Consider the following 24,965-nt stretch of genomic DNA (forward strand, 5'->3'; position numbering starts at 1 on the left):
TAGCGGACTTTGCGCCCTACCCCCTCTCAGCTGGAGCACACCCATGGGTCTGGAACTCGTTTCGCCGGGCAAGAACCCGCCGGAAGAAATCAACGTCATCATCGAGATCCCGAAGGATTCCGAGCCGGTGAAGTACGAAGTGGACAAGGAAACCGGCGCGATCTTCGTCGACCGCATCCTCTCCACCCCGATGCGCTACCCCTGCAATTACGGCTACGTGCCGAGCACCCTGTGCGGCGACGGTGATCCGGCCGACGTGCTGGTGGTGCTGCCGCTGCCGCTGGTTCCGGGCTCGGTGGTGCGTTGCCGTCCGGTCGGCGTGCTCAAGATGAGCGATGAGGCCGGCAGCGACGAAAAGATCCTGGCCGTGCCGATCTCCAAGGTCTTCAGTGGCTATGCCCACGTGGAAGACATCGAGCAGGTGTCCAGCCACTGGCTGGAGCGCATCGGCCACTTCTTCGAGCATTACAAGGACCTGGAAAAGGGCAAGTGGGTCAAGCTCGATGGCTGGGGCGGCGCCGCCGAAGCCAAGAAGATCCTGGTCGAAGCGCACCAGCGCTACCTCGGCAACATCGCCTGAGACTGACCGGCATCGCTCCGGCACCGCCTGCCGGAGCGATGTGCATCACGTTTTTCCAATGCGGCACATCACTATTCGTGCCGGATTGGGTACATTGCGTCTCTTCACACCGTCCACGGTGCGTTTCACCGTGGTCAGCCAGGGGACCGTGTCGTGCGCATTCTGCTTGTTGGGGACGAAGCCAGCCTGTCGGCTGAGCTGTTGGAATTCATTGCCGATCTTGGGGAAGAGTGGCAACCGCTGACCGCCGCCGATGGCCAGAGCGCCATGGGCATCGTTGCCGGCTCGCCGGTGGATGCGGTGATCGTGTGCCCGCAGTTGCCCGATCTCAACGCCACCACGCTGCTCGGCCAGATCCGCACGCTGCGCCCTGAGACCATCCGCATCGCACTGGTGGATGCCGAGCACGGCAACCGCCCGCCGCCGGCGCGCCTGATCGGTGTCGCCCACCGTTTCCTGCCGATGCCGCTGGCCCCGGAAGTGCTGCTCGAAGCGCTGACCAGCCTGGAAGAGCTGCGCGAACTGCTCGACAGCGCGCGCCTGCGCAGTGCCATCGGCCGGATCGAGAAGCTGCCCTCGCCACCGCACCTGTATCTGTCCCTCACCCAGGCGCTGGAACACGACGACGACACCAATACCGCCGACGTGGCCAAGCTGGTCGCGGCCGACCCGGCCATCGCGGCCAAGGTGCTGCAGTTGTCCAACTCGGCGTTCTTCAACAGCGGCCGGATCATTTCCGACCTGCGCACCGCCGTGACCCGACTGGGACTGTCGACCCTGCGCGACCTGGTGCTGGCCAGCGAAGTGTTCTCGGCCCAACCGCTGTCCGGTGCCGAGCGCAACTCGCTGCAGCAGCGCGCACTGCTGGCCTCGCGCCTGGCCGCCAAACTGCTGCCCGATTCCAGCGCCGAACTGGGCGCCACCGCGGCCCTGCTGGCCGACATCGGCCTGCTGCTGCCGGGCGTGCGCAACGAGCGCACCCCGGAAGACGTGGCCGACAATCGCCCCGGCCATGCCGAGGCGGGCGCCTACCTGCTGGGGCTGTGGGGCCTGCCGATGCCGATCATCGAAGCCGTGGCGTTCCACCTGCAGCCGCATCGCTCCACCACCCGCAGCTTCTGGGTGACCGGTGCGGTCCACGTGGCCCTGGCGCTGATCAACGGCGACCCGGTCGACGAGGAGTATCTGCAGCGGGCCGGCGTGCTAAACAAGCTCCCGCAGTGGCGCGATCACGCCAACGCACTGATGGGGCTGGTGGCCAGCGACGCCTGAGTGTACGGCGGAGCATGCTCAAAGGATGGCGCGCCCCGTGGCGCGCCATCGTCGTTTCAGCGCTGCGGACAGGCGTCCAGCACGCACAGGCGCCACAGGCGCTCGCACATGGCGGCCGAGCCACCGTCGGCGAGGCATTCGATGCGGACGTCTTCGCAGTAGCGCCCTCCCGCGCAGATGATCAGGCCGGGCGACGCACTGGCCGCGGTCGCCAGGGAGGCAAGCAGTACAGCGGAAATCTTCTGAGCGAGCGTCATTTTCATATCGATCTCTCAATCGTCCACGATTGGACCGATTGACAGTATCAACTGCATTTCCGCTCGAATTGTGAGGCGGATCACCTTTCGCTGAAACTCAGACTTTCCCTACCCCACAACGCAAAGAGGGCGGACCTTGCGGCCCGCCCTCCTTTTTTTACGCCATTGCTTCGATGGATCAGAAGCGCTGGGTGTACTTCAGGTAGTAGAACCGACCGATGTCGAAGCCGCCGTAGTAGGAGAAGCTCGAGTTCGGCTGGCTGTACATCACCGGGCCTTCGTGGTTGAACACGTTGTTCGCGCCAGCCGAGATGGTGGCATCCCACGGGGTGTTGTAACGCACCTGCAGGTCATGGAACGTGTTCGAGCCGGTGTTGCGCACCGGGATCGCCAGCGTGTAGGCCGAGGAGTAGCTCGGGTTGTTGCACTCCGGACCGCCTTCGCGATCGTAGGCGCACTCTTCCTTCAGACCGGAGTAGTAACGCATGCCCCAGTTGACGCCGAAGTTGCCCAGGCTCCAATCGATGTTCAGGTTGGAACGGACGCGGAAGTTGCCGCCCCAGTCGCCCGTGCCCCAGCCGGTGTGCTGCTCGACGGCGGTTTCAGCTTCGTTGTCGCGCTTGTACTCGAGGTAGTCCACATAGGTGGTCTTCCAGTCGATGACGATGTTGCCGAAGGACAGTTCCGGCAGACGGTAACGGATACCCAGGTCGTAACCTGCGGTTTCCTGGTAGCCGCCGTTGATCAGCGTACGGGTCACGTCGACGACCTGGCCCGAATCGGTGTCACGGGTGACACGGTCACAGGCGTTGGCGTTGTTCAGCACGTAGCACTGGTTGAGGATCGAGGTGACCGACTCCGCCGCGATGACGTTGTCGATGCGGATCTTCCACCAGTCCAGGCTGACGTCCAGGCCCTGCACGAAGTTCGGGCTGTACACCAGGCCGACGGTCCAGGTCTTGGAAGTTTCCGGCAGCAGGCCGTCATTGGAACCGGACAGGTACGGGTAGTTCGACTGTGCGCCCGGGCCGGTGGCATCGATGCCACCGGACGCTTCCTGACGGAAGTTGGCCGGCACGGCGCCGCCGCAACGGGCAGCGACGTCGGGGTTGCGCACGGCAGCACCGAAGAAGGTGTCGCACGGGTCGGTGTACTTGTCGAAGCTCTGCGAGGTGCCACCGTACAGGTTGGCCACGGTCGGCGCACGGAAGCCGGTGGCATAGGTGCCACGGACCAGCAGGTCGTCGATCGGCTTCCACTTCAGGCCGAACTTGGAGTTCACCGTGTCGCCGAAGGTGTTGTAGTCCGAGTAACGGCCGGCCATATCGACCGACAGTTCCTTGGCGAACGGCAGATCGGCGAGGATCGGCACGTTCAGTTCCAGGTAGAACTCGTCCAGCTTGTAGCCACCGGCGGTCGGCGCACCGGCCAGGTCGGTGCTCAGGCCCGACTGCAGCAGTGCATCCGGGTTGTACTCGGCGTCTTCTTCGCGGTGCTCGTAACCGGTCGCGAAGGACAGGTCACCGGCCGGGAGGGTCACGATGACGCCGCTCAGGTTGGCGCTGTAGACCTTGCTGGTGGTCAGCGAGGTATCGTGGGTCGGCAGGAACAGGTACTTCTGCAGGTCCGGGTTGGACAGCGAACCGTCGGCGGTGGAGCCGTACGGCAGCAGCGGGTTCCACGGGGTGCAGCCGGCGATCGGAGCAGCGGCGGTACCGCACTGGGCGATACCGTTGGCATCCAGGTACGACGGGCCCACGGCATTCTTCACGTTCGGAATGAACAGGTTGCCGGTGCCGGTCTTGACGCCCTTGTTGCGGTTGTAGACGTAGCCCACATCCCAGTCGAAGTACTTGTCGGCGAACTCGAACGAGCCTTCCAGACCACCGCTGAAGCGGAAGGTGTTGAGCTCGGACTTGGTCTGGCGCGGCACTTCCCACGTACGACGCATGAAATCAACGTCGGTATCGAGCGGGTTGAAGACGCTGTCGCCGGACATCTGGGTGTCGTAGGCGGCCGAACGGTACGGGTAGCCGGCGATCTGCTGCAGCGCTTCGCGTTCGGTGTACAGGACGCTGGCGGTACCGCGGATGTTGTCGGTGAAGTCGAACTGACCGTTGGAGAAGACCGAACGACGCTTGATGCCGGTCGACAGGTACATCTGCTGCGACGGGTTGGACAGATCGGCGTTGCCCAGCTCGTGGTAGTCGCCGAAGTTGTTCGAGGCGCCGCCCGGGTTCAGGACGTAGTTGCCATCATCGGTAACCAGCACGCCCTTTTCGGTGATCGCGCTCCAGCCGTTGGTGTCGTCGTCGGTCGGAACCGGATGACGATAGCCGTTGGCAGAGGCGCTGTAGCGACGGTTCTTGGCCAGAACCGGCTCTTCTTCGCTGTACTCGGCGCCAAGGGTGATCGAACCGCGATCGCCGGTCTGGCCGTAGACGAAGTTGTAGGTGGTCTTGTCGCCGTCGCCCTGGCCGTACTGGCCCTTGTAGACGCTGGCTTCCAGGCCGTCGAAATTCTTGCGGGTGATGATGTTCACCACGCCGGCGATCGCGTCGGAACCGTAGATCGCCGAGGCGCCGTCGGTCAGCACTTCGATGCGCTCCACGACCGAGGTCGGGATCGAGGCCAGGTCGGTGTAGCCGCCGGAGCTGACGCCCATGCGCTTGCCGTCGAGCAGCACCAGGGTGCGCTCCGGACCGAGGTTGCGCAGGTCGACGTACTGGCCGCCGACTTCTTCGCCCGAGGACAGCGCATCGGCGCGGCTGATCGCCGGCGAGCCGGTGGCCGACAGGTTCTGCACGATGTCGGCGACGCTGGTGAAGCCCTGCTTCTCGATGTCGGCGCGCTGCAGCGCGATCACCGGCTGCGCGGTTTCAGTGCTGGCCTGACGGATACGCGAACCGGTGACCTGGATGCGGTCCAGGTCGGTCGTGCCGCTTGCTTCCTGAGCCGAAGCAAAGGCCGGCGTCAGGGCAAGCGCAATGCCGGCGGGCAGAAGGCCCAGCCGCACTGCGGGAGTACGAAAATTCATTTATCTCTCCGAGGTACGTTAGTAGCGTGTTAAAAACGCCTCGGAAAGTTACGATTGCGTTGCAATGAATTATTTGCGGGAGACAACCGAAGACTTTGCCGAATCTGGCGAGAGATTCGCACCGGCCTCACGATAGCGTGACGCAGACAACCCGAAGCGGGCCCGAAACGCCCGTGCGAAGCTGCAGCAGTTGTCAAATCCGCTGGCGGCCGCCACTTCGCCCACCATCATGTCCGTATCGCGCAGCAGATCGGCGGCCCGCTCCAGGCGCAGGCGCGCGGACAGCGATTGCGGACTCTCGGCATACAGGCTCTGGAACGTCTTGGACAGGTACCAGCTGGAGAAGTTGGTCAGCTCGGCCAGCTCCCCGATGCGCACCACCCGGTGGCTGTTGCCCTCCAGGTACAGGCGCGCGCGCTGCATGCGTCCAAACACCTGGCGCTTGCGGCTGCGGGAGCGGCCCGGGCAACGCTGCACGCCGGTCGCCATGCCCTGCTGCAGGGCCGCCAGGTGCAACAGCACCGGGCGCAGCGCCTGGGTCGGGTGGCCGCTGGCCAGCACATCACGCCACAGGCGCAGGGCGACACGGGCATCGCTGCGGCTCATGCTGCCGCGGCCGGCGTAGAGGCTGCAGTCGGTAAGCTCACCCAGCGCGCGCAGTGCGTCCGGGGCCAGGCTCAGGCCGATGCACAGGCCATCGCGACCGGCCTGGACCATCGGGCGGGATTCCTTTTCGAAGGCGATCCACTCACGCTGGCGCAGCCGGAAGCGCCCCTCTTTGGATTCCACCCATGCGCTGCCGCGCAGCTGGATCCAGACCGTGAAGGTCGTGCCAGGGCTCTGCAGGCTGCCCAGGCGGGCAACGCCCAGGCAGGTTGGCAGGGGACCGTCATCGACGACCTTGTCCAGAGAGAGCGCTTGACCGCGATCGGCCAGGGAGAGCTGACGCATGACGACACCGTGAGTTTGCCTTTGCTGGCCTGCAGTGTTGCCAAATCAGGCCACTGCCTCAGGAAGTCCTGGCGAGATTGATCCGAATTCGAGGCGAGAACCTTACGAAGAACTTACGAAGGGTCTTTCGTCTTGAAAATCATGGACTTGACGAAGCCGGGGAACAGCGACGGGACGCGTTCGGGAAGCGACATCACGCCAATGTCCGTGCCGTCGGCCACGGCCAGCGCCAGGTACAGCGCTTCGCCGCCCGGGCCCGCGCTGAATCCATTGCTGGCACTCAGCCGCTGTGCGTCCAGGCAGTGCTCCTGGTCGGCGACCGGCTGTGCGATGCGCGTGAACACGGTCGCGCAATCGGCACGGTTGGACAGGTAGTCGATGCTGCCCTGCGCCGATACGGTCCAGGTGCGATAGCGCCAGCGCGTGGGCCGGTCTTCACTGATCTGGCGGATGCTGCCCGGCGTCAGGGCGGCATCGGCCTGCCACAGCCCCCCGGCCGAGAGGCGGGTGAACAGCACACGTTCGCCGGCGATGTCATAGCGTGCCTGCGAGACGCCCTCGATGCTGCCGAGCAGGCGCCATGGCGTCACGCTGCGATCGAACAGGGACAAGCGCATGCGTTCGTCACGGTCGCGCTCCACCACCAGCAGCTGCTGCCCATCCCTGCCGTACAGCGCCTGCAGCGGCTGCCGTACCGGCACGGGCAGGCGCACGGTCTGCTCATCGCGCGGAGACACCTCATAGATGCCGGGGTTGGCATGTTCATCGCGGCCCAGCACCAGTACGCGTTTACCGTCGTGCGACCAGTCGGAGGACTGGCGTGCCTCAGGCCGCAGCCCTTCGATCGGACGCAGCGACTCCGGCCGCTGCATGTCGGCCCACCACAGCGCGTAGCTGCCCGAACGGTCCGACGAAAACACGATCTGCTGGCCTTCCGGCGACACCATCGGCTGCGCATCGCGTCCACTGGAGGGGAACAAGCGCTCCGGTGCGCCCAGCCCCCCGGCCGTCACCGGAACCCGGAACAGGCCGAACTGCGGGCGGCGGTGCACGAAGGCGAGCATGTCGCCGGTGCGCGAAACGGTCGGCGACTGCGCATCGTCCAGGCCGACATCACGCAGCACGCGGGTGTCGGTGTCCAGTTCATACAGGCGCGATTCGCTGTCGACGCGGCGGCCGAACACGAGGTGGCGGCTGTCGCTGCGCCAGGCCCAGCCACGGATCTCCGCCGAATCGTCGGTCAGCTGCTCCGGGGTGCCCCCTTCGGCAGGCATCCGCCACAGATCGCCGATCTGGGGATTGCGGACGAACACGATCCAGCGACCGTCCGGCGAATAGCGTGGCGCGTATTCGAAGTTGTCACGGCCGAGATCGTAATCAAGCGACTGCCATCGTCCGCTGGCGATATCCAGGGTGCGGATACCGCGCTGCGCATACCGGCCGGACAGCGAGCCGAACACCAGACCCCGCCCATCGGGCGTCCAATCGAAGCTGAGCAGTTCGGTACCGTCGCACCGGGTGACATGGCGCACTGCGCCGCCGGTCGCGCTGGCGATCAGCACTTCGCAACTCTCGGCAGGGCCGAACCGGGCGAACGCAATCTCACGACCGTCGGGCGACCAGCTCGGGAACCGGTCGGACATTCCCTTGGGAGGCTCGACCAACAGGCGTGCAGGCGTATTGCCGGAGGTCTGCACTTTGATGACGCTGCCCGGGCGGCTGGGCACATCGGCCTCATAGGCGATCTGCGATCCATCCGGGGACAATGTGGGATACGTCTCGAACCCTGCCGTTGCGGTAATCAGCCGGTAAGGCCGCTGCGGGCTGCCGATCACCCGCGTGCCATCTTCCACCGCCGCGTCCACCGCCGAGGCGGGCGGATCGCGCTGCATCAGCATTCCCGCCATCACCAGCAGCGCCACCAGCATCGCCATGCCGACCGCCACCACCGCATAGCGACGCAGGCGACGCCGACGGCGTTTGATCGGGTCCAGCTCGGTCAGCACCGGCGGCAATGCCGCAGGCACTTCAGCCACGGTGAGCACGCTTGCGGCCGGCTGCTGGAGGTCAGGCTCGATCAGCAGTGCAGGCGCGGCATCCTCGACCACGCTGACGGCCACCAGAAGCCGGTAACCGGTCTTGGCGATGGTTTCGATATAGGGCGCGGCCGCGTCATCATCGCTGGCGAACGCCTTGCGCAGCTGGGTCACCGCCTGGGTCAGCACGTCGTTGGTCGGCAGGGTATCCGGCCAGACCTCCGCGAACAGTTCATCCCGGGTCACGACCGCGCCCGGCGATCGCAGCAGCATCCTGAGCACGCCCAGCGCCTTGGGTGTGAGCCGACGTGGGCGACGCATGCCTTCGCTCATCACTTCCCGCGAGGAGAAAGTGACGATGAAGTCGCCGATTCGAATCACATCGGCGGAGGGGCGCTCACTGTCGTTGCTGATCATCCAGAACACGTGGAAATGCAAAAAAACCACTGGAATTCACGCGATCGTCACAATCGATACAGCCAGACGAACCGCCAGATTCCGCACACGCCATCGGCGCAAACCGCAAAAACACCAAGGCGCGCGAATACTAGCCTATGCCGGTTAACCACGCCTATGCGCGCGGGTGACGACAGGCTCTCTCTCGCCGATGAATTCACATAAATCGCCTCACCATTCGCGCCTTCTGGCGCGAATTTTTTATCCTGGATTCAGTTTCGTGCACGCGCCAACATGGTCAGCCCGACGAGCCGCGAGACCACCAGGGCGACGTACATCACGCCTGAAAACTGCTCCAGCATCACCAATGCACGCGCTTGGGAATGGATCGGCACGACGTCGCTCAGCCCCACCCCGGACAACAAGCTGAAGCTGAGATAAAGCAGCTCCATCCAGGTCCTCAATTCGCTCTCGCTGGTCGCCACGAAACTGCCCGGGTACCACTGCTGGCAGACCGCGAACGCGAAGGCGAAGGCCCAGGCCAAAAGCGTGAACGTGGCGCCCGCAGCGAACAGTTCGTCACGGGTCACCTTGTGGTCCTGCAGCATGTAGGCGATCAGGCTGCCGGCCGTATAGAAATACAGCAGGCATTCGAGCAGCTGTGCGGTGGTCACCAGTGCCGGGCGCTCCAGCAGGGCGCCTGCAATGGAGAACACCACCGAGGGAATCGCCAGCACCAGCGCCACCCACATTCCAAGCGGACTGCGCCGCACCACCCACAGCGCCAGGCCGAGCACGACGATGCCGAACGCGCCGAACAGCGCGCGGCTGGCGCCGGCCTCGTCCATCGCGGGGTAAAGCAGCACGCCCAGCAGCTGCACGGCCAACAACCAGGCCGAGGGATGCCGGCGCGCGATGGCCAGCCATTTGGTGCTGCGTGCTATCGCCATTGTGGTCCCCCACCCCTGCCTGGTCGCGCCGAGCTTAGCCGGAATCGTGCGCGCGCCGGATGATGGCCGGGACGGCGCGCCCGCCCCGGCCGATGCGTTACTCCTGCCGATACACCTCTGCGCCCAGATCGCGGAACTGTGCCGACTTCTCAGCCATGCCGACCTCCAGCGCCGTGCGCTCATCCAGGCCCTGCCCCGCTGCATAGTCACGCACGTCCTGGGTGATTTTCATCGAGCAGAAGTGCGGGCCGCACATCGAGCAGAAGTGGGCCAGCTTGTGCGCGTCCTTGGGCAGCGTTTCGTCGTGGAACTCCTTGGCCTTCTCCGGGTCCAGCCCGAGATGGAACTGGTCTTCCCAGCGGAATTCGAAGCGTGCCTTGCTCAGCGCGTTGTCACGCACCTGCGCGCCGGGATGGCCCTTGGCCAGGTCCGAGGCGTGCGCGGCGATGCGGTAGGCCATGATGCCGTCGCGCACGTCCTGGCGGTTGGGCAGCCCCAGGTGCTCTTTGGGCGTGACGTAACAGAGCATCGCCGTGCCGTACCAGCCGATCATGGCCGCGCCGATCGCACTGGTGATGTGGTCATAGCCCGGGGCGATATCGGTGGTCAGCGGGCCGAGTGTGTAGAACGGCGCCTCACCGCACTCACGCAGCTGCTTGTCCATGTTTTCCTTGATCAGCTGCATCGGCACGTGGCCGGGGCCTTCGATCATGGTCTGCACGTCGTGCTTCCAGGCGATCTTGGTCAACTCACCCAGTGTTTCCAGCTCACCGAACTGCGCCGCGTCGTTGGCGTCGGCGATGCACCCCGGGCGCAGGCCGTCGCCAAGCGAGAAGGTCACGTCGTAGGCCTTCATGATCTCGCAGATGTCTTCGAAGTGGGTGTACAGGAAGTTTTCCTTGTGGTGTGCCAGGCACCACTTGGCCATGATCGAGCCGCCACGCGAGACGATCCCGGTCACGCGCCCGGCGGTCAACGGCACATAGCGCAGCAGCACACCGGCATGGATGGTGAAGTAGTCCACGCCCTGCTCGGCCTGCTCGATCAGCGTGTCGCGGAAGATGTCCCAGGTGAGTTCCTCCGCGCGGCCATCGACCTTTTCCAGTGCCTGGTAGATCGGCACGGTACCGATCGCCACCGGCGAGTTGCGCAGGATCCATTCGCGGGTCTCGTGGATGTGCTTGCCGGTGGACAGGTCCATCACGGTGTCACCGCCCCAGCGGATCGCCCAGACCAGCTTTTCCACTTCCTCGGCGATGCCCGAGGAAACCGCGCTGTTGCCGATGTTGGCGTTGATCTTGGTGAGGAAGTTGCGGCCGATGATCATCGGTTCGCTTTCCGGATGGTTGATGTTGTTGGGCAGCACCGCACGGCCGCGGGCGATTTCATCGCGGACGAACTCCGGCGTGATGCGCGCCGGGATGGACGCGCCGAAGGCTTCGCCGGGATGCTGCCTGAGCAGCGCGGCATCGACGATGGCCTCGATGCGCTGGTTTTCGCGGATGGCGACGAATTCCATTTCCGGGGTGATGATGCCGCGCCGTGCGTAGTGCATCTGGGTGACGTTGGCACCGGACCGCGCGCGCCGTGGCTGCAGCCGCGACGGGAAGCGCACCGCATCCAGGCGCGCATCGGTTTCGCGGGAGCGGCCAAATGCCGAGCTCAGGCCATCGAGCACATCAGTATCGCCCCGCTCGGCCACCCAGCCGGCACGCAAGGGCGGCAGCCCCACGGAGAGGTCGATCCGCGCATTCGGATCGGTATACGGGCCAGACGTGTCATACACGGTGACCGGCGCGTTCTCTTCCCCACCAAACAGGGTCGGCGTGCGGGTCAGCACGATCTCGCGCATCGGCACCTGCAGGTCGCTGCGTGAACCCGGCACATGGATCTTGCGTGAGCCGGGAATCGGGCGCGTGACCGATTCGGACAATTGCTGGGCCTGCTGCTGCAGGGAGGAAAGCGCTGCGTTCATGACGTCGTCCTGGATCGGGTTCCGCCCGGGAATGGGCGGAACGGACGAAGCGGCGGCGCACGGCAGACGCAACACGGGCGGTCTTCGGGCGGGGCAGCCCTACGGCGCAGTGCATCAGCAATTGCGAAGCTTCCCTACGCCGGTATCAACCGGATCAGGTTCGAAGGGACTGTCTCAACCTTGGCCACTGGGCCGCGGTACCCCCGCTTCGGGGCGAATTAGAGCACAAAGCGAAGACCGTCAGCGCGCTGGGGCGGACCAACCAAGCTGCTTGGCCCTGGGTGTGAACAAGGCGCCGACATCTGATGCACTACGATGCTGCAGCGCGGTATGCGGTGCGATCAGGGGTAGCGTCCCGATCACGCGCGCATTGCGCATTGTTCGACGCCATTGACGTCCGTACTGACCGGCCTCGACCGGCTTGATCCGCCCCAGTCGTTGCCGCCGTGCCGCTGGAGATTGCAAGCCTCGGCTCGCCCCTACTGATCGGAGACACGCCTGCATGGTGTTCCGCATTTCCATCGCACTGGTCGCACTGCTGGTGCTGATCGCTGGCCTCGCGCCGGGCCCCTTCAACGAGGTCGTCCAGAGCGGCCTGTCCACCATCATCCGCAGTACCGGCTGGCTGTACCTGCTGGTGGTGTTCATCACCCTGTCGTTCCTGATGTACCTGGCCTTCGGCCGCTTCGGTTCGCTGCGCATCGGCGGCGAAGACGCCGAACCCGACTTCTCCAACGCGAGCTGGATGTCGATGCTGTTCGCGGCCGGCATGGGTATCGGCCTGGTGTTCTGGGGCGCGGCCGAGCCGATCTCGCATTTCGTGAAGCCACCGGAAGGGTTGGCCCCGCAAAGCATGGAGGCGGCGCGCGCATCGATGCGCTATGCGTTCTTCCATTGGGGCCTGCATCCCTGGGCGATCTACGCCCTGATCGGCCTGGCGATGGCGTGGTTCCAGTTCAACCGCAACGGCCGCGGGCTGATCAGTGATCTGCTGCAGCCGATCATCGGTGCGCACCACCGGGGCTGGATGGGCACTGTCGTCAACGTCGCTGCGGTGGTCGCCACGGCGATCGGTGTGGCAACGACGCTGGGCTTCGGCACGATCCAGATCGCCGCCGGTCTCGAGCGCGTGTTCGGCATCCAGGCCTCGGTGCCGGTGCAGCTGACCATCATCGCGGTGGCGTTCGTGCTGTACATGGCCTCCACCACCAGCGGCGTCAACCGTGGCATCAAGTGGCTCTCCAACTTCAACCTGGGTCTGGCGGCGGTACTGCTGGCGCTGGTGATGGTGCTGGGGCCCACCGGTTTCATCTTCGATACGTTCACTACCACGATCGGCTCCTACCTCAACTCGCTGGTCACCATGAGCCTGCGCATGTCGCCGTTCTCGGGCAGCACCTGGGTGGCGGACTGGACGATCTTCTACTGGGCCTGGTGGATCGCGTGGGCGCCGTTCGTGGGCTCGTTCATCGCCCGCGTCTCGCGTGGGCGCAGCATCCGCGAGTTCGTGCTGGGCGTGGTGATCGCACCGAGCGTGCTGGGCTTCCTGTGGTTCTCGGTATTCGGCGGCACCGCGCTGTGGTCGCAGATCTTCGGCCACGTGGACCTGGCGCAGGCGCTGGGCAATGGCTACGAGACGGTGCTGTTCACGATGTTCGACAGCCTGCCGATGCCGATGGTGTTGTCGGCGATCGCGCTGGTGCTGTTGATGATCTTCTTCGTGACCTCGGCTGATTCGGCGGTGCTGGTGCTGGCGACGATGTCGACCGAGGAATCCGGTGATCCGCCGCTGGCACGCCGGATGGTGTGGGGCGTGGCGATTGCGTTGATCGCGGGCGTGCTGCTGTTGGCCGGCGGCCTCAATGCGCTGCAGGGGATGATCACGATCGCGGCGCTGCCGTTTGCGTTGTTGATGTTGGCGGTGATGTGGTCGTTGTACCGGGTGCTGGACATGGAGCATGCGCTGCAGCGGCGCCGTGCGCAGCGTGCGCGGCGGTTGATGGATGAGTGGATCGAGCGGGAAATCGCGGCGCAGGAAGAAACGCGCGATGAGGCGGCTCGGGCGCCTTGAGCTGAACGCTTGAAGCATCCCGCCTTCCGGGCTATCGGTGGGCGGGGCGGGTGGGTTGCAGTGAGAGGAGCCACGCATGGCGTGGCTCTACCGCTTCGGCCATGTGCGCATTTGCCATGCGCACGCCCCCCCGAAGCCCCGAAGCGTCCTGCTCTACGCTCTGCTCTGCGCTAGTGCCGACCAACGGTCAGCACTACGGAGTGCGAGAAAATCAGTAACCCGCCGCCTGCCCATCCTTGCGGCTTTCCGACGCCCCGTAATACACCCCGGTCTCCGGATCACGCAGGATCGCCTGATACCCGCCATACGGGCCATCCGCAAAAACAACACGGTGGCCCTTGCGCATCAGCGCCCGCACCGTCTCATACGGGAAGCCCGTTTCCAGATTCACTTCGCCGCCATCGCTCATCGCCGTCGCCTGGCCGGTCGGCTCGGTCGAGCCCTCATGCTGGATGCGCGGCGCATCGCCGGCCTCCTGCAGATTCATCCCGAAGTCGACCATGTTCATCACGATCTGCGCATGGCCCTGCGGCTGCATCGCACCGCCCATCACCCCGAAGCTCATCCACGGCTTGCCATCCTTGGTGACGAACCCCGGAATGATCGTCTGGAACGGACGCTTGCCCGGTGCATACCCGTTCGGGTGATCCTTGCGCAGCACGAACATCTCGCCACGGTCCTGCAGGATGAAGCCCAGGCCCGGAGGCGCCATGCCACTGCCCATGCCACGGTAATTGGACTGGATCAGCGAGACCATCATGCCGTCGGCATCGGCCACGGTCATGTAGATCGTGTCGCCTTCCTGCAGCTGCTTGGGCGTGCCCGGCTGCACTTCGCTCAGCGCCTTGTCCATCGAGATCAGCTTGCGGCGCTCGGCGGCGTAGCCCTTGGAGATCAGCCGGTCGACCGGAGCCGGATGGAACGCCGGGTCGGTGTAGAAGCGCGCGCGGTCGGCGAAGGCCAGCTTCTTGGCCTCCACGAACAGGTGCACGTGTTCGGGTGAGCCAAAGGGAATCCTGGAGAAGTCGTAGCCTTCGAGCACATTGAGGATCTGCAGCGCCGCGATGCCCTGGCTGTTCGGGGGCAGCTCCCACACGTCATAGCCGCGGTAGTTGCTGCTGACCGGCTCCACCCACTCGCCGTGGTGGCTGGCCATGTCGTCATAGCTCAGGTAGCCGCCGTTGGCCTTGAAGTAGGTGCCGATGGTGCGGGCGATGTCGCCCTTGTAGAAGGCATCGCGACCGCCCTGGGCGATCTGCTCCAGGGTGTGGGCCAGGTTCGGGTTCTTCCACATCTCGCCCTTGCGCGGGGCATGGCCGTTGATCGTGAACTGCTCGGTGAAGCCAGGATACTTGGACAGTCGCGGCACCGAGCGGTCCCAGTAGTAGGCGATGACCTCGGCGACCGGGTGGCCTTCGCGGGCGTAGCGGATCGCCGGGGCCAGGTTGTCGGCCATCGGCTTGCGACCGAAGCGCTCGTGCAGGGCGAACCAGCCGTCCACCGCGCCGGGCACCGAGACCGGCAGCGGCCCGGTGGCGGGGATTTCCTTCAGGCCGCGGCGCTGGAACTCGGCCAGGGTCAGCGACTTGGGCGAGCGGCCCGAGCCGTTGTAGCCATACAGCTTCTCGGTTCTGGGGTCCCAGACGATCGCGAACAGGTCGCCACCCACGCCATTGCCGGTCGGCTCCATCAGGCCGAGGGCAGCATTGGCGGCGATCGCGGCATCCACGGCCGAGCCACCGGACTTCATCACGTCCAGGGCGATCTGCGTGGCCAGGGGCTGGGAGGTGGCGGCCATCGCGTGCGGTGCGATCACCTCCGAGCGGGTGGCAAAGGCATGGCCGGTGATCCGGTCTGCGGCGATCGCCGCGGCGGGCAGCGTGGACAGCAGGGCGGCGGCGAGCAGGCCGCGGGCGAGGCGTGGGGACACGGGGGAATTCCTGAAGGGTGGTAGCGACATCGATGGTGGCGGCAGATGCCCTGTGATGACATCCCACAATGGTCATGTACCGGGGAGGAAATCGGCCCCGGATCCGCGCAATCGACAGCGCCAAAATACTGAATTCCGGTTCACCGGAACGCTTTCAGCCGCAACCATCCTTGTCTGGCGGGGCATTGCGGTGGATGCAGACGAAACCGATGGAAATTGTCCTGCCAGGGTTGACACCGCCAAAACCCGTGTGGTTTTCTCGATCTCATGTTGCAGCGCACAGCCACCCGCGAATCCATCCAGCACGCCGACCCCGGCGCGGCCGCGATCCATTCGCTTCTCGTCCTCGTACTTATTACCCAACCAACAGGTGCGGGACGGACCGGCGTGTAAGCAAGACTGCCAGGTATCCATCAAAACCCGCACCCGACCAGGTGCGGGTTTTTTCGTTTCAGAACCCTTTGTTTTCCATCCTCCCCTCCGAGTTGCCTTCCACCATGACCCGCCAGCCCGCCCCGAGCCAGCCGACGCCCACCGCCCCCACGGCGGGTGCGTTCGCGTGTGGTCGCGGCCAGGCCGGTGCCACCCCTTCCCCTGATGGGCCGACGCGTCGCTGACCGTCGGCCCTCTTTTTTCTTGCCTCCAAAGGACCTCCCCCATGAGCACCAACGACCTGCCCCAGATCAAGATCGCTGTTGTCGGCTACGGCAGCCAGGGCCGCGCGCACGCGCTGAATCTGCGTGAATCCGGTTTCGATGTCGTCGTCGGGCTGCGCCCGGGCGGTCCGACCGAGGTCAAGGCACAGGCCGACGGCTTCACCGTCAAAGCCCCGTCCGAAGCGGTGAAGGATGCCGATCTGGTCGCGGTGCTGACCCCGGACATGGTGCAGAAGAAGCTCTACGAAGACGTGCTCGCACCAAACATGAAACAGGGCGCGGTGCTGCTGTTCGCGCATGGCCTGAACGTGCACTTCGACATGATCACTCCGCGCGAGGATCTGGACGTGGTGCTGGTCGCACCGAAGGGCCCGGGTGCGCTGGTCCGTCGCGAGTATGAAATCGGCCGCGGCGTGCCGTGCATCTGGGCGGTCTACCAGGACAAGAGCGGCAAGGCCGCCGAGTTCGCGCTGGCTTACGCCGGTGGTCTGGGCGGCGCGCGCGCCAACCTGATCCAGACCACCTTCAAGGAAGAGACCGAGACCGATCTGTTCGGCGAACAGGCCGTGCTGTGCGGCGGTGCTTCGGCACTGGTCCAGGCCGGGTTCGAAACCCTGGTCGAAGCCGGCTATCAGCCGGAAATCGCCTACTACGAAGTACTGCACGAATTGAAACTGATCGTGGATCTGTTCTACGAAGGCGGCATCACCCGCATGCTGGAATTCATCTCCGAGACCGCGCAGTACGGCGACTACGTCAGCGGCCCGCGCGTCATCGATGCCGGTACCAAGGCGCGCATGAAGGACGTGCTGACCGACATCCAGAACGGCACCTTCACCAAGAACTGGGTGGCCGAGTACGAAGCGGGTCTGCCGAACTACAACAAGTTCAAGCAGGCCGACCTGGAGCACCCGATCGAGAAGGTAGGCAAGGAACTGCGCGCCAAGATGGTCTGGTTGCAAAGTCAAGCCGCGTAAAACGCGCGGCTCCCCCACCCGCTTTCGTAAAGGTCACCGCATGAATACCTCCGCACACAGCACCGCGCCCCGCAACGGCGCACGCTGGTTGACGCAGGCCCTGGAAGCCGAGGGCGTGCATACGCTGTTCGGCTATCCGGGCGGCACCATCATGCCGTTCTACGACGCCCTGGTGGATTCCGGGCTGAAGCACATCCTGGTCCGCCACGAACAGGGCGCCGCCCTGGCTGCCAACGGCTTCGCCCGCGCCAGTGGCCGGGTCGGCGTCTGCGTCGCCACCTCCGGCCCGGGCGCCTCCAACCTGGTCACCGGCATCGCCGATGCGATGCTGGATTCGGTGCCGATGGTCTGCATCACCGGCCAGGTCGCCACCCCGCTGCTGGGCACCGACGCGTTCCAGGAACTGGACGTGTTCGGGCTGACCCTGCCGATCGTCAAGCACAGCTGGCTGGTGCGCTCGGTCGATGACCTGCCGCAGGTGGTCGCCGATGCGTTCCGGATCGCCCGCGAGGGTCGCCCGGGTCCGGTGCTGATCGATCTGCCCAAGGACGTGCAGGTCGCCGATGCGTCGCATCTGCCCGACCACGTCCCCTCCACCGTGGTGGCACCGCCTGCGCCGCAGGACGAGGCCATCGCGCACGCCATCGCCGCCATCGCCGAGGCCGAGAAGCCGGTGATCTATGCCGGTGGTGGCGTGGCGCTGGGCGATGCGGTGGAGGACTTCCGTGCCTTCGTCGAGGCCACGGCGATCCCGACCGTGCTGACCCTGCGCGGGCTGGGTGCGCTGCCGCCACAGCATCCGCACTACCTGGGCATGCTGGGCATGCACGGTACCCGCGCGGCCAACATGGCGGTGCAGGAAAGCGATCTGCTGGTGGTGGTCGGCGCCCGTTTCGATGACCGCGCCACCGGCAAGTTGAACGAGTTCGCTCCGTTTGCGCGCGTCGTGCATATCGATGCCGACGCGTACGAGATCTCCAAGCTGCGCACCGCCGACATCGCGGTGCCGGGCAACGTGGGTACGGCGCTGCGCGCGCTGACCGTCGCGGCCACCGCCCCGGCCACGCAGGAGGCCTGGGCGAAGCGCTGCCAGGGCCATCGTGAACGCTTCGCGCCGCGCTACGACGCACCGGGCAAGCACATCTATGCACCGGCGCTGCTGAAGCGCCTGAGCGAACTGGCCCCGAGCGACGCGATCATCGCCTGCGATGTCGGCCAGCATCAGATGTGGGTCGCCCAGCACTGCCGCTTCAACCACCCACGCAACCACCTGACCAGCGGCGCGCTGGGCACGATGGGCTTCGGCCTGCCGGCAGCGATGGGCGCGCAGTTCGCCTGCCCCGACCGCACCGTGGTGCTGGTCTCCGGCGATGGCAGTTTCATGATGAACGTGCAGGAGTTGGTCACCATCGCCCGCTGCCGCCTGCCGGTGAAGATCGTGCTGCTGGACAACAGCTCGCTGGGCATGGTCCGCCAGTGGCAGGAGCTGTTCTTCGCCGAGCGCTACAGCGAGATCGATCTGTCCGACAACCCGGACTTCGCTGCGCTGGCGCAGGTGTTCGGCATTCCGGCCACGCGTATCGAAGCGCGTGACGATGTCGAGGGCGGCCTGGCCGCGATGCTGGCCCAGCCCGGCCCGGCGCTGCTGCATGTGGCCATCGATGCCCGTGCCAACGTTTGGCCGCTGGTGCCGCCCAACAACGCCAACAGCACGATGCTGGAAAGCAACCCCGCCCATCAGTCCCAGGAGTTCCCCAATGCAATACCGGCTTGACCTGGTGCTGACCCCGGCCGAAGGCGCGCTGCTGCGCGTGATCGGCATGGCCGAACGCCGCGGCTTCGCGCCGCGCGCGATCGCCGGCGCGCCCAATGCCGCCGACGATGGCCGCTGGCACCTGCAGCTGGTGGTGGACAGCACCCGTCCACCGGAAACGCTGCGCCGCCAGATCGAGAAGATCTACGACTGTGTTTCGGTGCGCATCAGCGCACTGGAACCCGGAGTATCCGCATGAACGCCCGCACCGCTGCATCGGTGCCGGTACGGAGGTGCCTTCTCGGTCGTGCGCCGCACCGTGCGCCGTCGCAGCGCGTACCGCATGGCGACGATCACCGTGGCCGGGTGCACGATGCCGGCTAGCCGCGCCCCGCAGGAACCGGACGTAGGCGACGTAAGCGTCGCCGACGTGCTGGCCGCGCAGGCGCGGCTGCGCCGCTTCCTGCCGCCCACGCCGCTGCATTACGCCGAACGTTTCGGCGTGTGGCTGAAGCTGGAGAACCTGCAGCGCACCGGGTCGTACAAGGTGCGCGGCGCCCTGAACGCACTGCTGGCCGGGCGTGAGCGCGGCGATGACCGCCCGGTCATCTGCGCCTCCGCCGGCAACCACGCCCAGGGCGTGGCCTGGGCCGCCTACCGTCTGAACATCCCCGCCATCACCGTGATGCCCCACGGTGCGCCCGCCACCAAGATTGCCGGCGTCGCCCACTGGGGCGCCACGGTCCGCCAGCACGGCGAGAGTTACGACGAGGCCTATGCCTTCGCCCGCGCCCTGGCCGACCAGCACGGCTACCGTTTCCTGTCCGCCTTCGACGATCCCGATGTGATCGCCGGCCAGGGCACCCTGGGCATCGAACTGGCCCCGCATGCGCCCGACGTGGTGATCGTGCCGATCGGCGGCGGTGGCCTGGCTTCGGGCGTCGCGCTGGCGCTGAAATCGCAGGGTGTACGCATCGTCGGCGCGCAGGTCGAGGGCGTCGATTCGATGGCCCGTGCGATCCGCGGCGACGTGCGTGAGATCGCCCCGGTCGCCACCCTGGCCGACGGCGTCAAGGTGAAGATCCCCGGTTTCCTGACCCGCAGGCTGTGCAGCGCGTTGCTGGATGATGTCGTCATCGTCCGCGAAGCCGAGCTGCGCGAAACCCTGGTGCGGCTGGCGCTGGAAGAACACGTCATCGCCGAAGGCGCCGGCGCGCTGGCGCTGGCGGCCGGCCGCCGCGTGGCCGGCAAGCGCAAGTGCGCGGTGGTCTCCGGCGGCAACATCGATGCGCTGGTCCTGGCCCAGCTGCTGGCCGACATCCGTCCCCGCCCCCCGCGCAAACCGCGCCGCCGCGCCAGCGAGCGAACACGCCCGCCCCTACCAACCGTGCTCGCGACACCCCCGATTTCCGTTTCGATTCCTACCTCTGCCATCCCATCCGACATTGCCGTCGAGGAGACCTCCTGGTGACCATGCCCAACTCCCCCCGAATCAGAATTTTCGACACCACCCTGCGCGACGGCGAACAATCGCCCGGCTGCAGCATGAGCCCGCAGCAGAAGCTGGTGATGGCCCGCGCGCTGGACGAGCTGGGCGTTGATGTCATGGAAACCGGCTTCCCGGCCAGTTCCCAGTCCGACCGCGAAGCGATGGCGATGATCGCCCGTGAGGTCCGTCGCCCGACCCTGGCCGTGCTGTCGCGCTGCCTGGCCGCCGATATCGAAACCTCGGCCAAGGCGCTGGAAGCCGCCGCGAACCCGCGCCTGCATGTGTTCCTGTCGACCAGCCCGCTGCATCGCGAGCACAAACTGCGCATGAGCCGCGAGCAGGTGCTGGAGTCGGTGCACAAGCACGTCAGCCTGGCCCGCAGCTACGTGGGCGATGTGGAGTTCTCCGCTGAAGATGCCACGCGCACCGAGGAAGATTTCCTGATCGAGGTTGCCCGCGTGGCCGTGGCCGCCGGCGCCACCACCATCAACCTGCCCGACACCGTGGGGTTCACCACGCCCGAAGAGATCCGCGGCATGTTCCAGCGGGTGATCGCCGGCGTGCCCGACAGCGACCGCATCATCTTCAGCGCGCACTGCCACAACGATCTGGGCCTGGCCGTGGCCAACTCGCTGGCCGCCATCGAAGGTGGCGCACGCCAGGTCGAGTGCACGATCAACGGCATCGGGGAGCGCGCGGGCAACTGCTCGCTGGAAGAGATCGCGATGGTGCTGAAGGTACGCAACGCCTTCTACGACGAAGACACGCGCATCAACACCCAGCGCATCGTGGCCACCTCCCAGCTGCTGCAGCGCCTGGTCGGCATGCCGGTCCAGCGCAACAAGGCGATCGTCGGTGCCAACGCCTTCGCGCACGAGTCGGGCATCCACCAGCACGGCATGCTGCGCCACCGCGGCACCTACGAAATCATGCGACCGGAAGACGTGGGCTGGGAGTCCTCGCAGATGGTGCTGGGCCGCCACAGTGGCCGCGCCGCGGTCGACCAGCGCCTGCGTGCGTTGGGCTTCTGGCTGGAAGAAGAAGAGCTGAAGCTGGTCTTCGAGCAGTTCAAGGCGCTGTGCGAGCAGCAGCGCGTGGTCACCGATGCCGACCTGCAGACCCTGATGCAGGGCAGTGCCACCCAGAACGGCTACCGCCTGGCGTCGATGACGATCAGCGATGTCGGCAGCCGCGCCAATGCGCTGGTGGAGCTGTCCGATCCTGAAGGCAACCGGGTTGCCGAGACCGCCCAGGGCGATGGCCCGGTGGATGCGTTGTTCGGCGCGCTGTCGGCCGCCACCGGCGTGCAGTTGATGCTGGACAGCTACCACGTGCACAGTGTGGGCATCGGCGCCGATGCGCGCGGCGAAGCCAACCTGAGCGTGCGCCACGAAGGCGTGGAGTACGAAGGCACCGGCACCAGCCGCGACATCATCGAAGCCTCCGCATTGGCGTGGCTGGAGGTGGCCAACCGTCTGCTGCGCCAGCGCAGCGCGACGACCGAGCAGCCCACGGCCACCGCCGCGGCCTGAGCACCCCATGACGTACCCCGAACCGCAGCAAGGCCAGTCCATGACCCCAGCTCCCCGCACCCTGTACGACAAACTGTGGGACGCCCACGTCGTCGTGCCCGAAACCGACAGCGCCCCCGCCGTGCTGTACATCGACCTGCACCTGATCCACGAAGTGACCTCGCCGCAGGCCTTCACCGAACTGCGCGAGCGCGGCCTCTCCCCGCGCCGGCCGGACCGGACCAAGGCGACGATGGACCACTCCACCCCCACCCTGCCGGCCGCTGCCGACGGCAAGCTGCCGTATGCCAGCGCCGCCTCCGAAGCCCAGGTGGCGATGCTGGCCGACAACTGCGCCACGCACGGCATCGAGCTGTTCGACCTGCAATCGGCCAGCCGCGGCATCGTGCACGTGATCGCCCCCGAGCAGGGCTTTACCCAGCCGGGGATGACCATCGTCTGCGGTGACAGCCACACCTCCACCCACGGCGCGTTCGGCGCGCTGGCCTTCGGCATCGGCACCAGCGAGGTCGGCCACGTGCTGGCCACCCAGTGCCTGCTGCAGCGCAAGGCCAAAACGATGGCGATCACCGTGGATGGCACGCTGGCGCAGGGCGTCGGCGCCAAGGACGTGGTGCTGCATATCATCGGTGTGATCGGCGTCAACGGTGGCACCGGCCATGTGCTGGAGTTCCGTGGCAGCGCGATCGAAGCGATGGACATGGAGCAGCGCATGACCTTGTGCAACATGTCCATCGAAGCCGGGGCACGTGCCGGCATGGTCGCCCCCGACCAGGTCACCTTCGACTGGGTGGCCGCCACCCCGCGTGGCCCCAAGGGCGCCGACTTCGATGCCGCGGTCAGCGCGTGGTCGCAGCTGCGCAGCGATCCCGGTGCGCGCTTCGACGTGGAGGTCCACATCGACGCCGCCGACATCCGGCCGACCCTGACCTGGGGCACCCACCCCGGCACCGCCATCGCCGTGGACCAGCCGATTCCGGCGGCCAACGATGCGGCCGACCAGAAGGGGCTGGATTACATGCACTTCCACGCCGGGCAGACCCTGGCCGGCACCCCGGTGGATGTGGTCTTCGTCGGCTCCTGCACCAACGGCCGGCTGAGCGACATGCGCGAAGTGGCGCAGGTACTCCAGGGCCGCCGCGTCGCCCCGAGCGTGCGCATGCTGGTGGTGCCGGGCTCGGAAATCGTCAAGCGCCAGGCCGAAGCCGAAGGCATCGATGTGGTGGTGCGCGCTGCCGGTGCCGAATGGCGCGAGCCCGGCTGTTCGATGTGCATCGCCATGAACGGCGACCTGGTTGCCCCGGGGCAGCTGGCGGTCAGCACCAGCAACCGCAACTTCGAAGGCCGCCAGGGCCCCGGCTCGCGCACCCTGCTGGCCTCGCCGATGACGGCCGCCTGGGCGGCGGTGAACGGCCGCGTTGCCGACCCACGTGAACTGTATGCCACGCTGGAGGTGGCCTGATGAGCGGCTTCCGTACCCTGACCTCGACCAGCGTGGTGCTGCGCGAGACCAACATCGATACCGACCAGATCATCCCCGCGCGCTTCCTGTCCACCACCGAGCGTGTCGGCCTGGGCAAGCATGCGTTCAATGATTGGCGCTGGCAGAGCGAAGGCGTGCCGAACCCGGCTTTCGCCTTCAACCAGCCGCACAACGCCGGCCGCAGCATCCTGCTGGCCGGCCGCAACTTCGGCTGCGGCTCTTCGCGCGAGCATGCGCCGTGGGCGCTGACCGACCTGGGCCTGCGCGCCATCGTCAGCAGCGAGATCGCCGATATCTTCCGCGGCAATTCGCTGAAGAACGGCCTGCTGCCGATCGTGCTGGACGAAGCCGACGTGCAGACGCTGATGCAGCGCCCGGATGACGCACTGACCATCGACGTGGCCGCACGCGAACTGCGCACGCCCGATGGGCGTGTGTATACCTTCCCGCTGGACGGCTTCTCGCAGACCTGCCTGCTGGAAGGCGTGGACCAATTGGGGTATCTGTTGGGCCGTACTCCTGATATCGAACGTTACGAGAGTGAACATGCACGCTGAGATTGTCGTATTGCCGGGTGACGGCATCGGTCCGGAAGTCGCCACCGCCGCCGTGGCGGTGCTGGAGGCCGTCGCCACCCGTTTCGGGCACACCTTCGGGTTCCAGGAGCACGACATCGGTGGTATCGCCATCGATCGCCACGGCGAACCACTGCCGGCCAGCACGCTGGAGGCCTGCCGGAAGGCGGACGCCATCCTGCTCGGTGCGGTGGGCGGGCCGAAGTGGTCCGATCCCAACGCCAAGGTGCGCCCGGAACAGGGCCTGCTGGCGATCCGCAAGGCACTGGGGCTGTATGCAAACCTTCGCCCGGTGCGCACGCATGCCGCCGCGCTCGGCGCTTCGCCGATCAAGGCCGAACTGCTGGAGGGCGTGGACTTCGTCGTCGTGCGCGAACTGACCGGCGGCATCTACTTCGGTGAGAAGACCCGCACCGCCGACACCGCCAGCGACCTGTGCAGTTACAGCGTGGGCGAGATCGAGCGCGTCATGCGCACCGCGTTCCGGCTCGCGCAGACCCGCCGCGGCAAGGTCACCTCGGTGGACAAGGCCAACGTCCTGGAGACCTCGCGCCTGTGGCGCGACGTCGCCGCACGGATCGGCCGCGAGGAATTCCCGGAGATTGCCTTGGAGCACCAGCTGGTCGATTCGATGGCCATGCATCTGCTGGCCAAGCCACGCGAGTACGACGTGATCGTGACCGAGAACATGTTCGGCGACATCCTCACCGACGAAGCCTCGATGCTGGCCGGCTCGCTCGGCCTGCTGCCCTCGGCCTCGCTGGGCGAGCCCGGCGCGGTCGGCATCTACGAGCCGATCCACGGCTCGGCGCCGGACATCGCCGGCAAAGGCATCGCCAATCCCTACGCCACGATCTTCAGCGCTGCGATGCTGCTGCGGCATTCACTGGGGCTGGACGAAGAGGCTGCTACGGTCGAGGCAGCGGTGTACGCCGTGCTCGATGACGGCGTGTTCACCGCCGACCTCGCCGCCAAGGGTTTCGCGGTGAGTACTGCCGCCGCAACCGACGCGGTCCTTGCCAAGCTGCAATGATCGCAACGAGCG

18 protein-coding genes and 1 riboswitch are annotated in these 24,965 nt (G+C 66.2%); of the genes, 11 read left to right on the plus strand and 7 right to left on the minus strand.

Going from position 1 to position 24,965, the window contains the following annotated elements; translation table 11 throughout:
• Positions 1 to 43 precede the first annotated feature (43 nt).
• Positions 44 to 580 carry an inorganic diphosphatase gene (ppa, locus tag BIZ42_RS06060; protein ID WP_019183821.1) on the plus strand — a complete coding sequence of 179 codons (537 nt, stop codon included), beginning with the start codon at positions 44 to 46 and terminating at the stop codon, positions 578 to 580.
• A gap of 153 nt (positions 581 to 733) precedes the next feature.
• The gene (locus tag BIZ42_RS06065) at positions 734 to 1,852 is read left to right on the plus strand and encodes an HDOD domain-containing protein (RefSeq protein WP_070425860.1); all 1,119 of its coding nucleotides are present in this window, start codon (positions 734 to 736) and stop codon (positions 1,850 to 1,852) included.
• Between the two features lie 56 nt (positions 1,853 to 1,908).
• Here the strand turns inward: BIZ42_RS06065 and BIZ42_RS06070 are convergent, their stop codons facing one another.
• From BIZ42_RS06070 to thiC, 6 genes are all read right to left on the minus strand, one after another.
• Positions 1,909 to 2,109, minus strand: a complete 201-nt coding sequence (locus BIZ42_RS06070; RefSeq protein WP_237393565.1) for a hypothetical protein — start codon at positions 2,107 to 2,109, stop codon at positions 1,909 to 1,911.
• 178 nt (positions 2,110 to 2,287) lie between these two features.
• Entirely contained in the window at positions 2,288 to 5,146 is a 2,859-nt protein-coding gene (locus tag BIZ42_RS06075; RefSeq protein WP_172838038.1) for a TonB-dependent receptor, read from the minus strand.
• Between the two features lie 69 nt (positions 5,147 to 5,215).
• The gene (locus BIZ42_RS06080) at positions 5,216 to 6,097 is read right to left on the minus strand and encodes a helix-turn-helix transcriptional regulator (protein WP_019183817.1); all 882 of its coding nucleotides are present in this window, start codon (positions 6,095 to 6,097) and stop codon (positions 5,216 to 5,218) included.
• Between the two features lie 113 nt (positions 6,098 to 6,210).
• Positions 6,211 to 8,550 carry a winged helix-turn-helix domain-containing protein gene (locus BIZ42_RS06085; protein WP_070427459.1) on the minus strand — a complete coding sequence of 780 codons (2,340 nt, stop codon included), beginning with the start codon at positions 8,548 to 8,550 and terminating at the stop codon, positions 6,211 to 6,213.
• A 251-nt stretch (positions 8,551 to 8,801) separates the two neighbouring features.
• Positions 8,802 to 9,479 carry an ion channel gene (locus BIZ42_RS06090; protein ID WP_070425863.1) on the minus strand — a complete coding sequence of 226 codons (678 nt, stop codon included), beginning with the start codon at positions 9,477 to 9,479 and terminating at the stop codon, positions 8,802 to 8,804.
• Positions 9,480 to 9,576: 97 nt separating this feature from the next.
• Positions 9,577 to 11,454 (minus strand): phosphomethylpyrimidine synthase ThiC, encoded by a 1,878-nt coding sequence (thiC, locus tag BIZ42_RS06095; RefSeq protein ID WP_070425864.1) that lies wholly within the window; start codon positions 11,452 to 11,454, stop codon positions 9,577 to 9,579.
• Positions 11,455 to 11,567: 113 nt separating this feature from the next.
• Positions 11,568 to 11,669, minus strand: a riboswitch (TPP riboswitch).
• A gap of 287 nt (positions 11,670 to 11,956) precedes the next feature.
• Here thiC and BIZ42_RS06100 point away from each other — a divergent pair.
• On the plus strand, positions 11,957 to 13,525 hold the full coding sequence (locus tag BIZ42_RS06100) for a BCCT family transporter (RefSeq protein WP_019183813.1): 1,569 nt from the start codon (positions 11,957 to 11,959) through the stop codon (positions 13,523 to 13,525).
• A 211-nt stretch (positions 13,526 to 13,736) separates the two neighbouring features.
• Here the strand turns inward: BIZ42_RS06100 and ggt are convergent, their stop codons facing one another.
• Entirely contained in the window at positions 13,737 to 15,455 is a 1,719-nt protein-coding gene (gene ggt, locus BIZ42_RS06105) for a gamma-glutamyltransferase (RefSeq protein ID WP_070425865.1), read from the minus strand.
• 658 nt (positions 15,456 to 16,113) lie between these two features.
• Here ggt and ilvC point away from each other — a divergent pair.
• The 8 genes from ilvC (at position 16,114) to leuB (ending at position 24,953) form a co-directional block, all read left to right on the plus strand.
• Positions 16,114 to 17,088, plus strand: coding sequence for a ketol-acid reductoisomerase (gene ilvC / locus BIZ42_RS06110; protein WP_019183812.1), 975 nt, complete (start codon positions 16,114 to 16,116; stop codon positions 17,086 to 17,088).
• A 40-nt stretch (positions 17,089 to 17,128) separates the two neighbouring features.
• Positions 17,129 to 18,862, plus strand: coding sequence for an acetolactate synthase 2 catalytic subunit (gene ilvG / locus BIZ42_RS06115; protein ID WP_070425866.1), 1,734 nt, complete (start codon positions 17,129 to 17,131; stop codon positions 18,860 to 18,862).
• Entirely contained in the window at positions 18,846 to 19,100 is a 255-nt protein-coding gene (locus BIZ42_RS06120) for an ACT domain-containing protein (RefSeq protein WP_019183810.1), read from the plus strand. Before ilvG ends, BIZ42_RS06120 begins: the two co-directional genes overlap by 17 nt.
• 114 nt (positions 19,101 to 19,214) lie before the next feature.
• Positions 19,215 to 20,312: a threonine dehydratase gene (locus BIZ42_RS06125; RefSeq protein WP_070427460.1), complete on the plus strand. Its 1,098-nt coding sequence runs from the start codon at positions 19,215 to 19,217 to the stop codon at positions 20,310 to 20,312.
• A 2-nt stretch (positions 20,313 to 20,314) separates the two neighbouring features.
• Positions 20,315 to 21,862: a 2-isopropylmalate synthase gene (locus BIZ42_RS06130; protein WP_037553334.1), complete on the plus strand. Its 1,548-nt coding sequence runs from the start codon at positions 20,315 to 20,317 to the stop codon at positions 21,860 to 21,862.
• A 40-nt stretch (positions 21,863 to 21,902) separates the two neighbouring features.
• A complete protein-coding gene (gene leuC, locus BIZ42_RS06135; RefSeq protein ID WP_070427461.1) occupies positions 21,903 to 23,324 on the plus strand; it encodes a 3-isopropylmalate dehydratase large subunit in 1,422 nt (473 codons plus the stop codon).
• Entirely contained in the window at positions 23,324 to 23,902 is a 579-nt protein-coding gene (gene leuD / locus BIZ42_RS06140) for a 3-isopropylmalate dehydratase small subunit (protein ID WP_019183806.1), read from the plus strand. The genes leuC and leuD overlap by 1 nt, the downstream gene beginning before the upstream one ends.
• A complete protein-coding gene (gene leuB / locus BIZ42_RS06145) occupies positions 23,892 to 24,953 on the plus strand; it encodes a 3-isopropylmalate dehydrogenase (protein WP_070425867.1) in 1,062 nt (353 codons plus the stop codon). The genes leuD and leuB overlap by 11 nt, the downstream gene beginning before the upstream one ends.
• Positions 24,954 to 24,965: the final 12 nt, after the last annotated feature.

The sequence above is a fragment of the Stenotrophomonas sp. LM091 genome (assembly GCF_001806305.1).
In the GTDB taxonomy this organism is placed as follows: Bacteria; Pseudomonadota; Gammaproteobacteria; order Xanthomonadales; family Xanthomonadaceae; genus Stenotrophomonas; species Stenotrophomonas bentonitica_A.

Coding starts and splice junctions, on each gene's coding strand:
- ppa (WP_019183821.1), top strand. CDS start 44: ATGGGTCTGGAACTCGTTTCGCCGGGCAAGAACCCGCCGGAAGAAATC.
- BIZ42_RS06070 (WP_237393565.1), bottom strand. CDS start 2,109: ATGACGCTCGCTCAGAAGATTTCCGCTGTACTGCTTGCCTCCCTGGCG.
- BIZ42_RS06075 (WP_172838038.1), bottom strand. CDS start 5,146: ATGAATTTTCGTACTCCCGCAGTGCGGCTGGGCCTTCTGCCCGCCGGC.
- BIZ42_RS06080 (WP_019183817.1), bottom strand. CDS start 6,097: ATGCGTCAGCTCTCCCTGGCCGATCGCGGTCAAGCGCTCTCTCTGGAC.
- BIZ42_RS06085 (WP_070427459.1), bottom strand. CDS start 8,550: ATGATCAGCAACGACAGTGAGCGCCCCTCCGCCGATGTGATTCGAATC.
- BIZ42_RS06090 (WP_070425863.1), bottom strand. CDS start 9,479: ATGGCGATAGCACGCAGCACCAAATGGCTGGCCATCGCGCGCCGGCAT.
- thiC (WP_070425864.1), bottom strand. CDS start 11,454: ATGAACGCAGCGCTTTCCTCCCTGCAGCAGCAGGCCCAGCAATTGTCC.
- BIZ42_RS06100 (WP_019183813.1), top strand. CDS start 11,957: ATGGTGTTCCGCATTTCCATCGCACTGGTCGCACTGCTGGTGCTGATC.
- ilvC (WP_019183812.1), top strand. CDS start 16,114: ATGAGCACCAACGACCTGCCCCAGATCAAGATCGCTGTTGTCGGCTAC.
- ilvG (WP_070425866.1), top strand. CDS start 17,129: ATGAATACCTCCGCACACAGCACCGCGCCCCGCAACGGCGCACGCTGG.
- BIZ42_RS06120 (WP_019183810.1), top strand. CDS start 18,846: ATGCAATACCGGCTTGACCTGGTGCTGACCCCGGCCGAAGGCGCGCTG.
- BIZ42_RS06125 (WP_070427460.1), top strand. CDS start 19,215: ATGCCGGCTAGCCGCGCCCCGCAGGAACCGGACGTAGGCGACGTAAGC.
- BIZ42_RS06130 (WP_037553334.1), top strand. CDS start 20,315: ATGCCCAACTCCCCCCGAATCAGAATTTTCGACACCACCCTGCGCGAC.
- leuC (WP_070427461.1), top strand. CDS start 21,903: ATGACCCCAGCTCCCCGCACCCTGTACGACAAACTGTGGGACGCCCAC.
- leuD (WP_019183806.1), top strand. CDS start 23,324: ATGAGCGGCTTCCGTACCCTGACCTCGACCAGCGTGGTGCTGCGCGAG.
- leuB (WP_070425867.1), top strand. CDS start 23,892: ATGCACGCTGAGATTGTCGTATTGCCGGGTGACGGCATCGGTCCGGAA.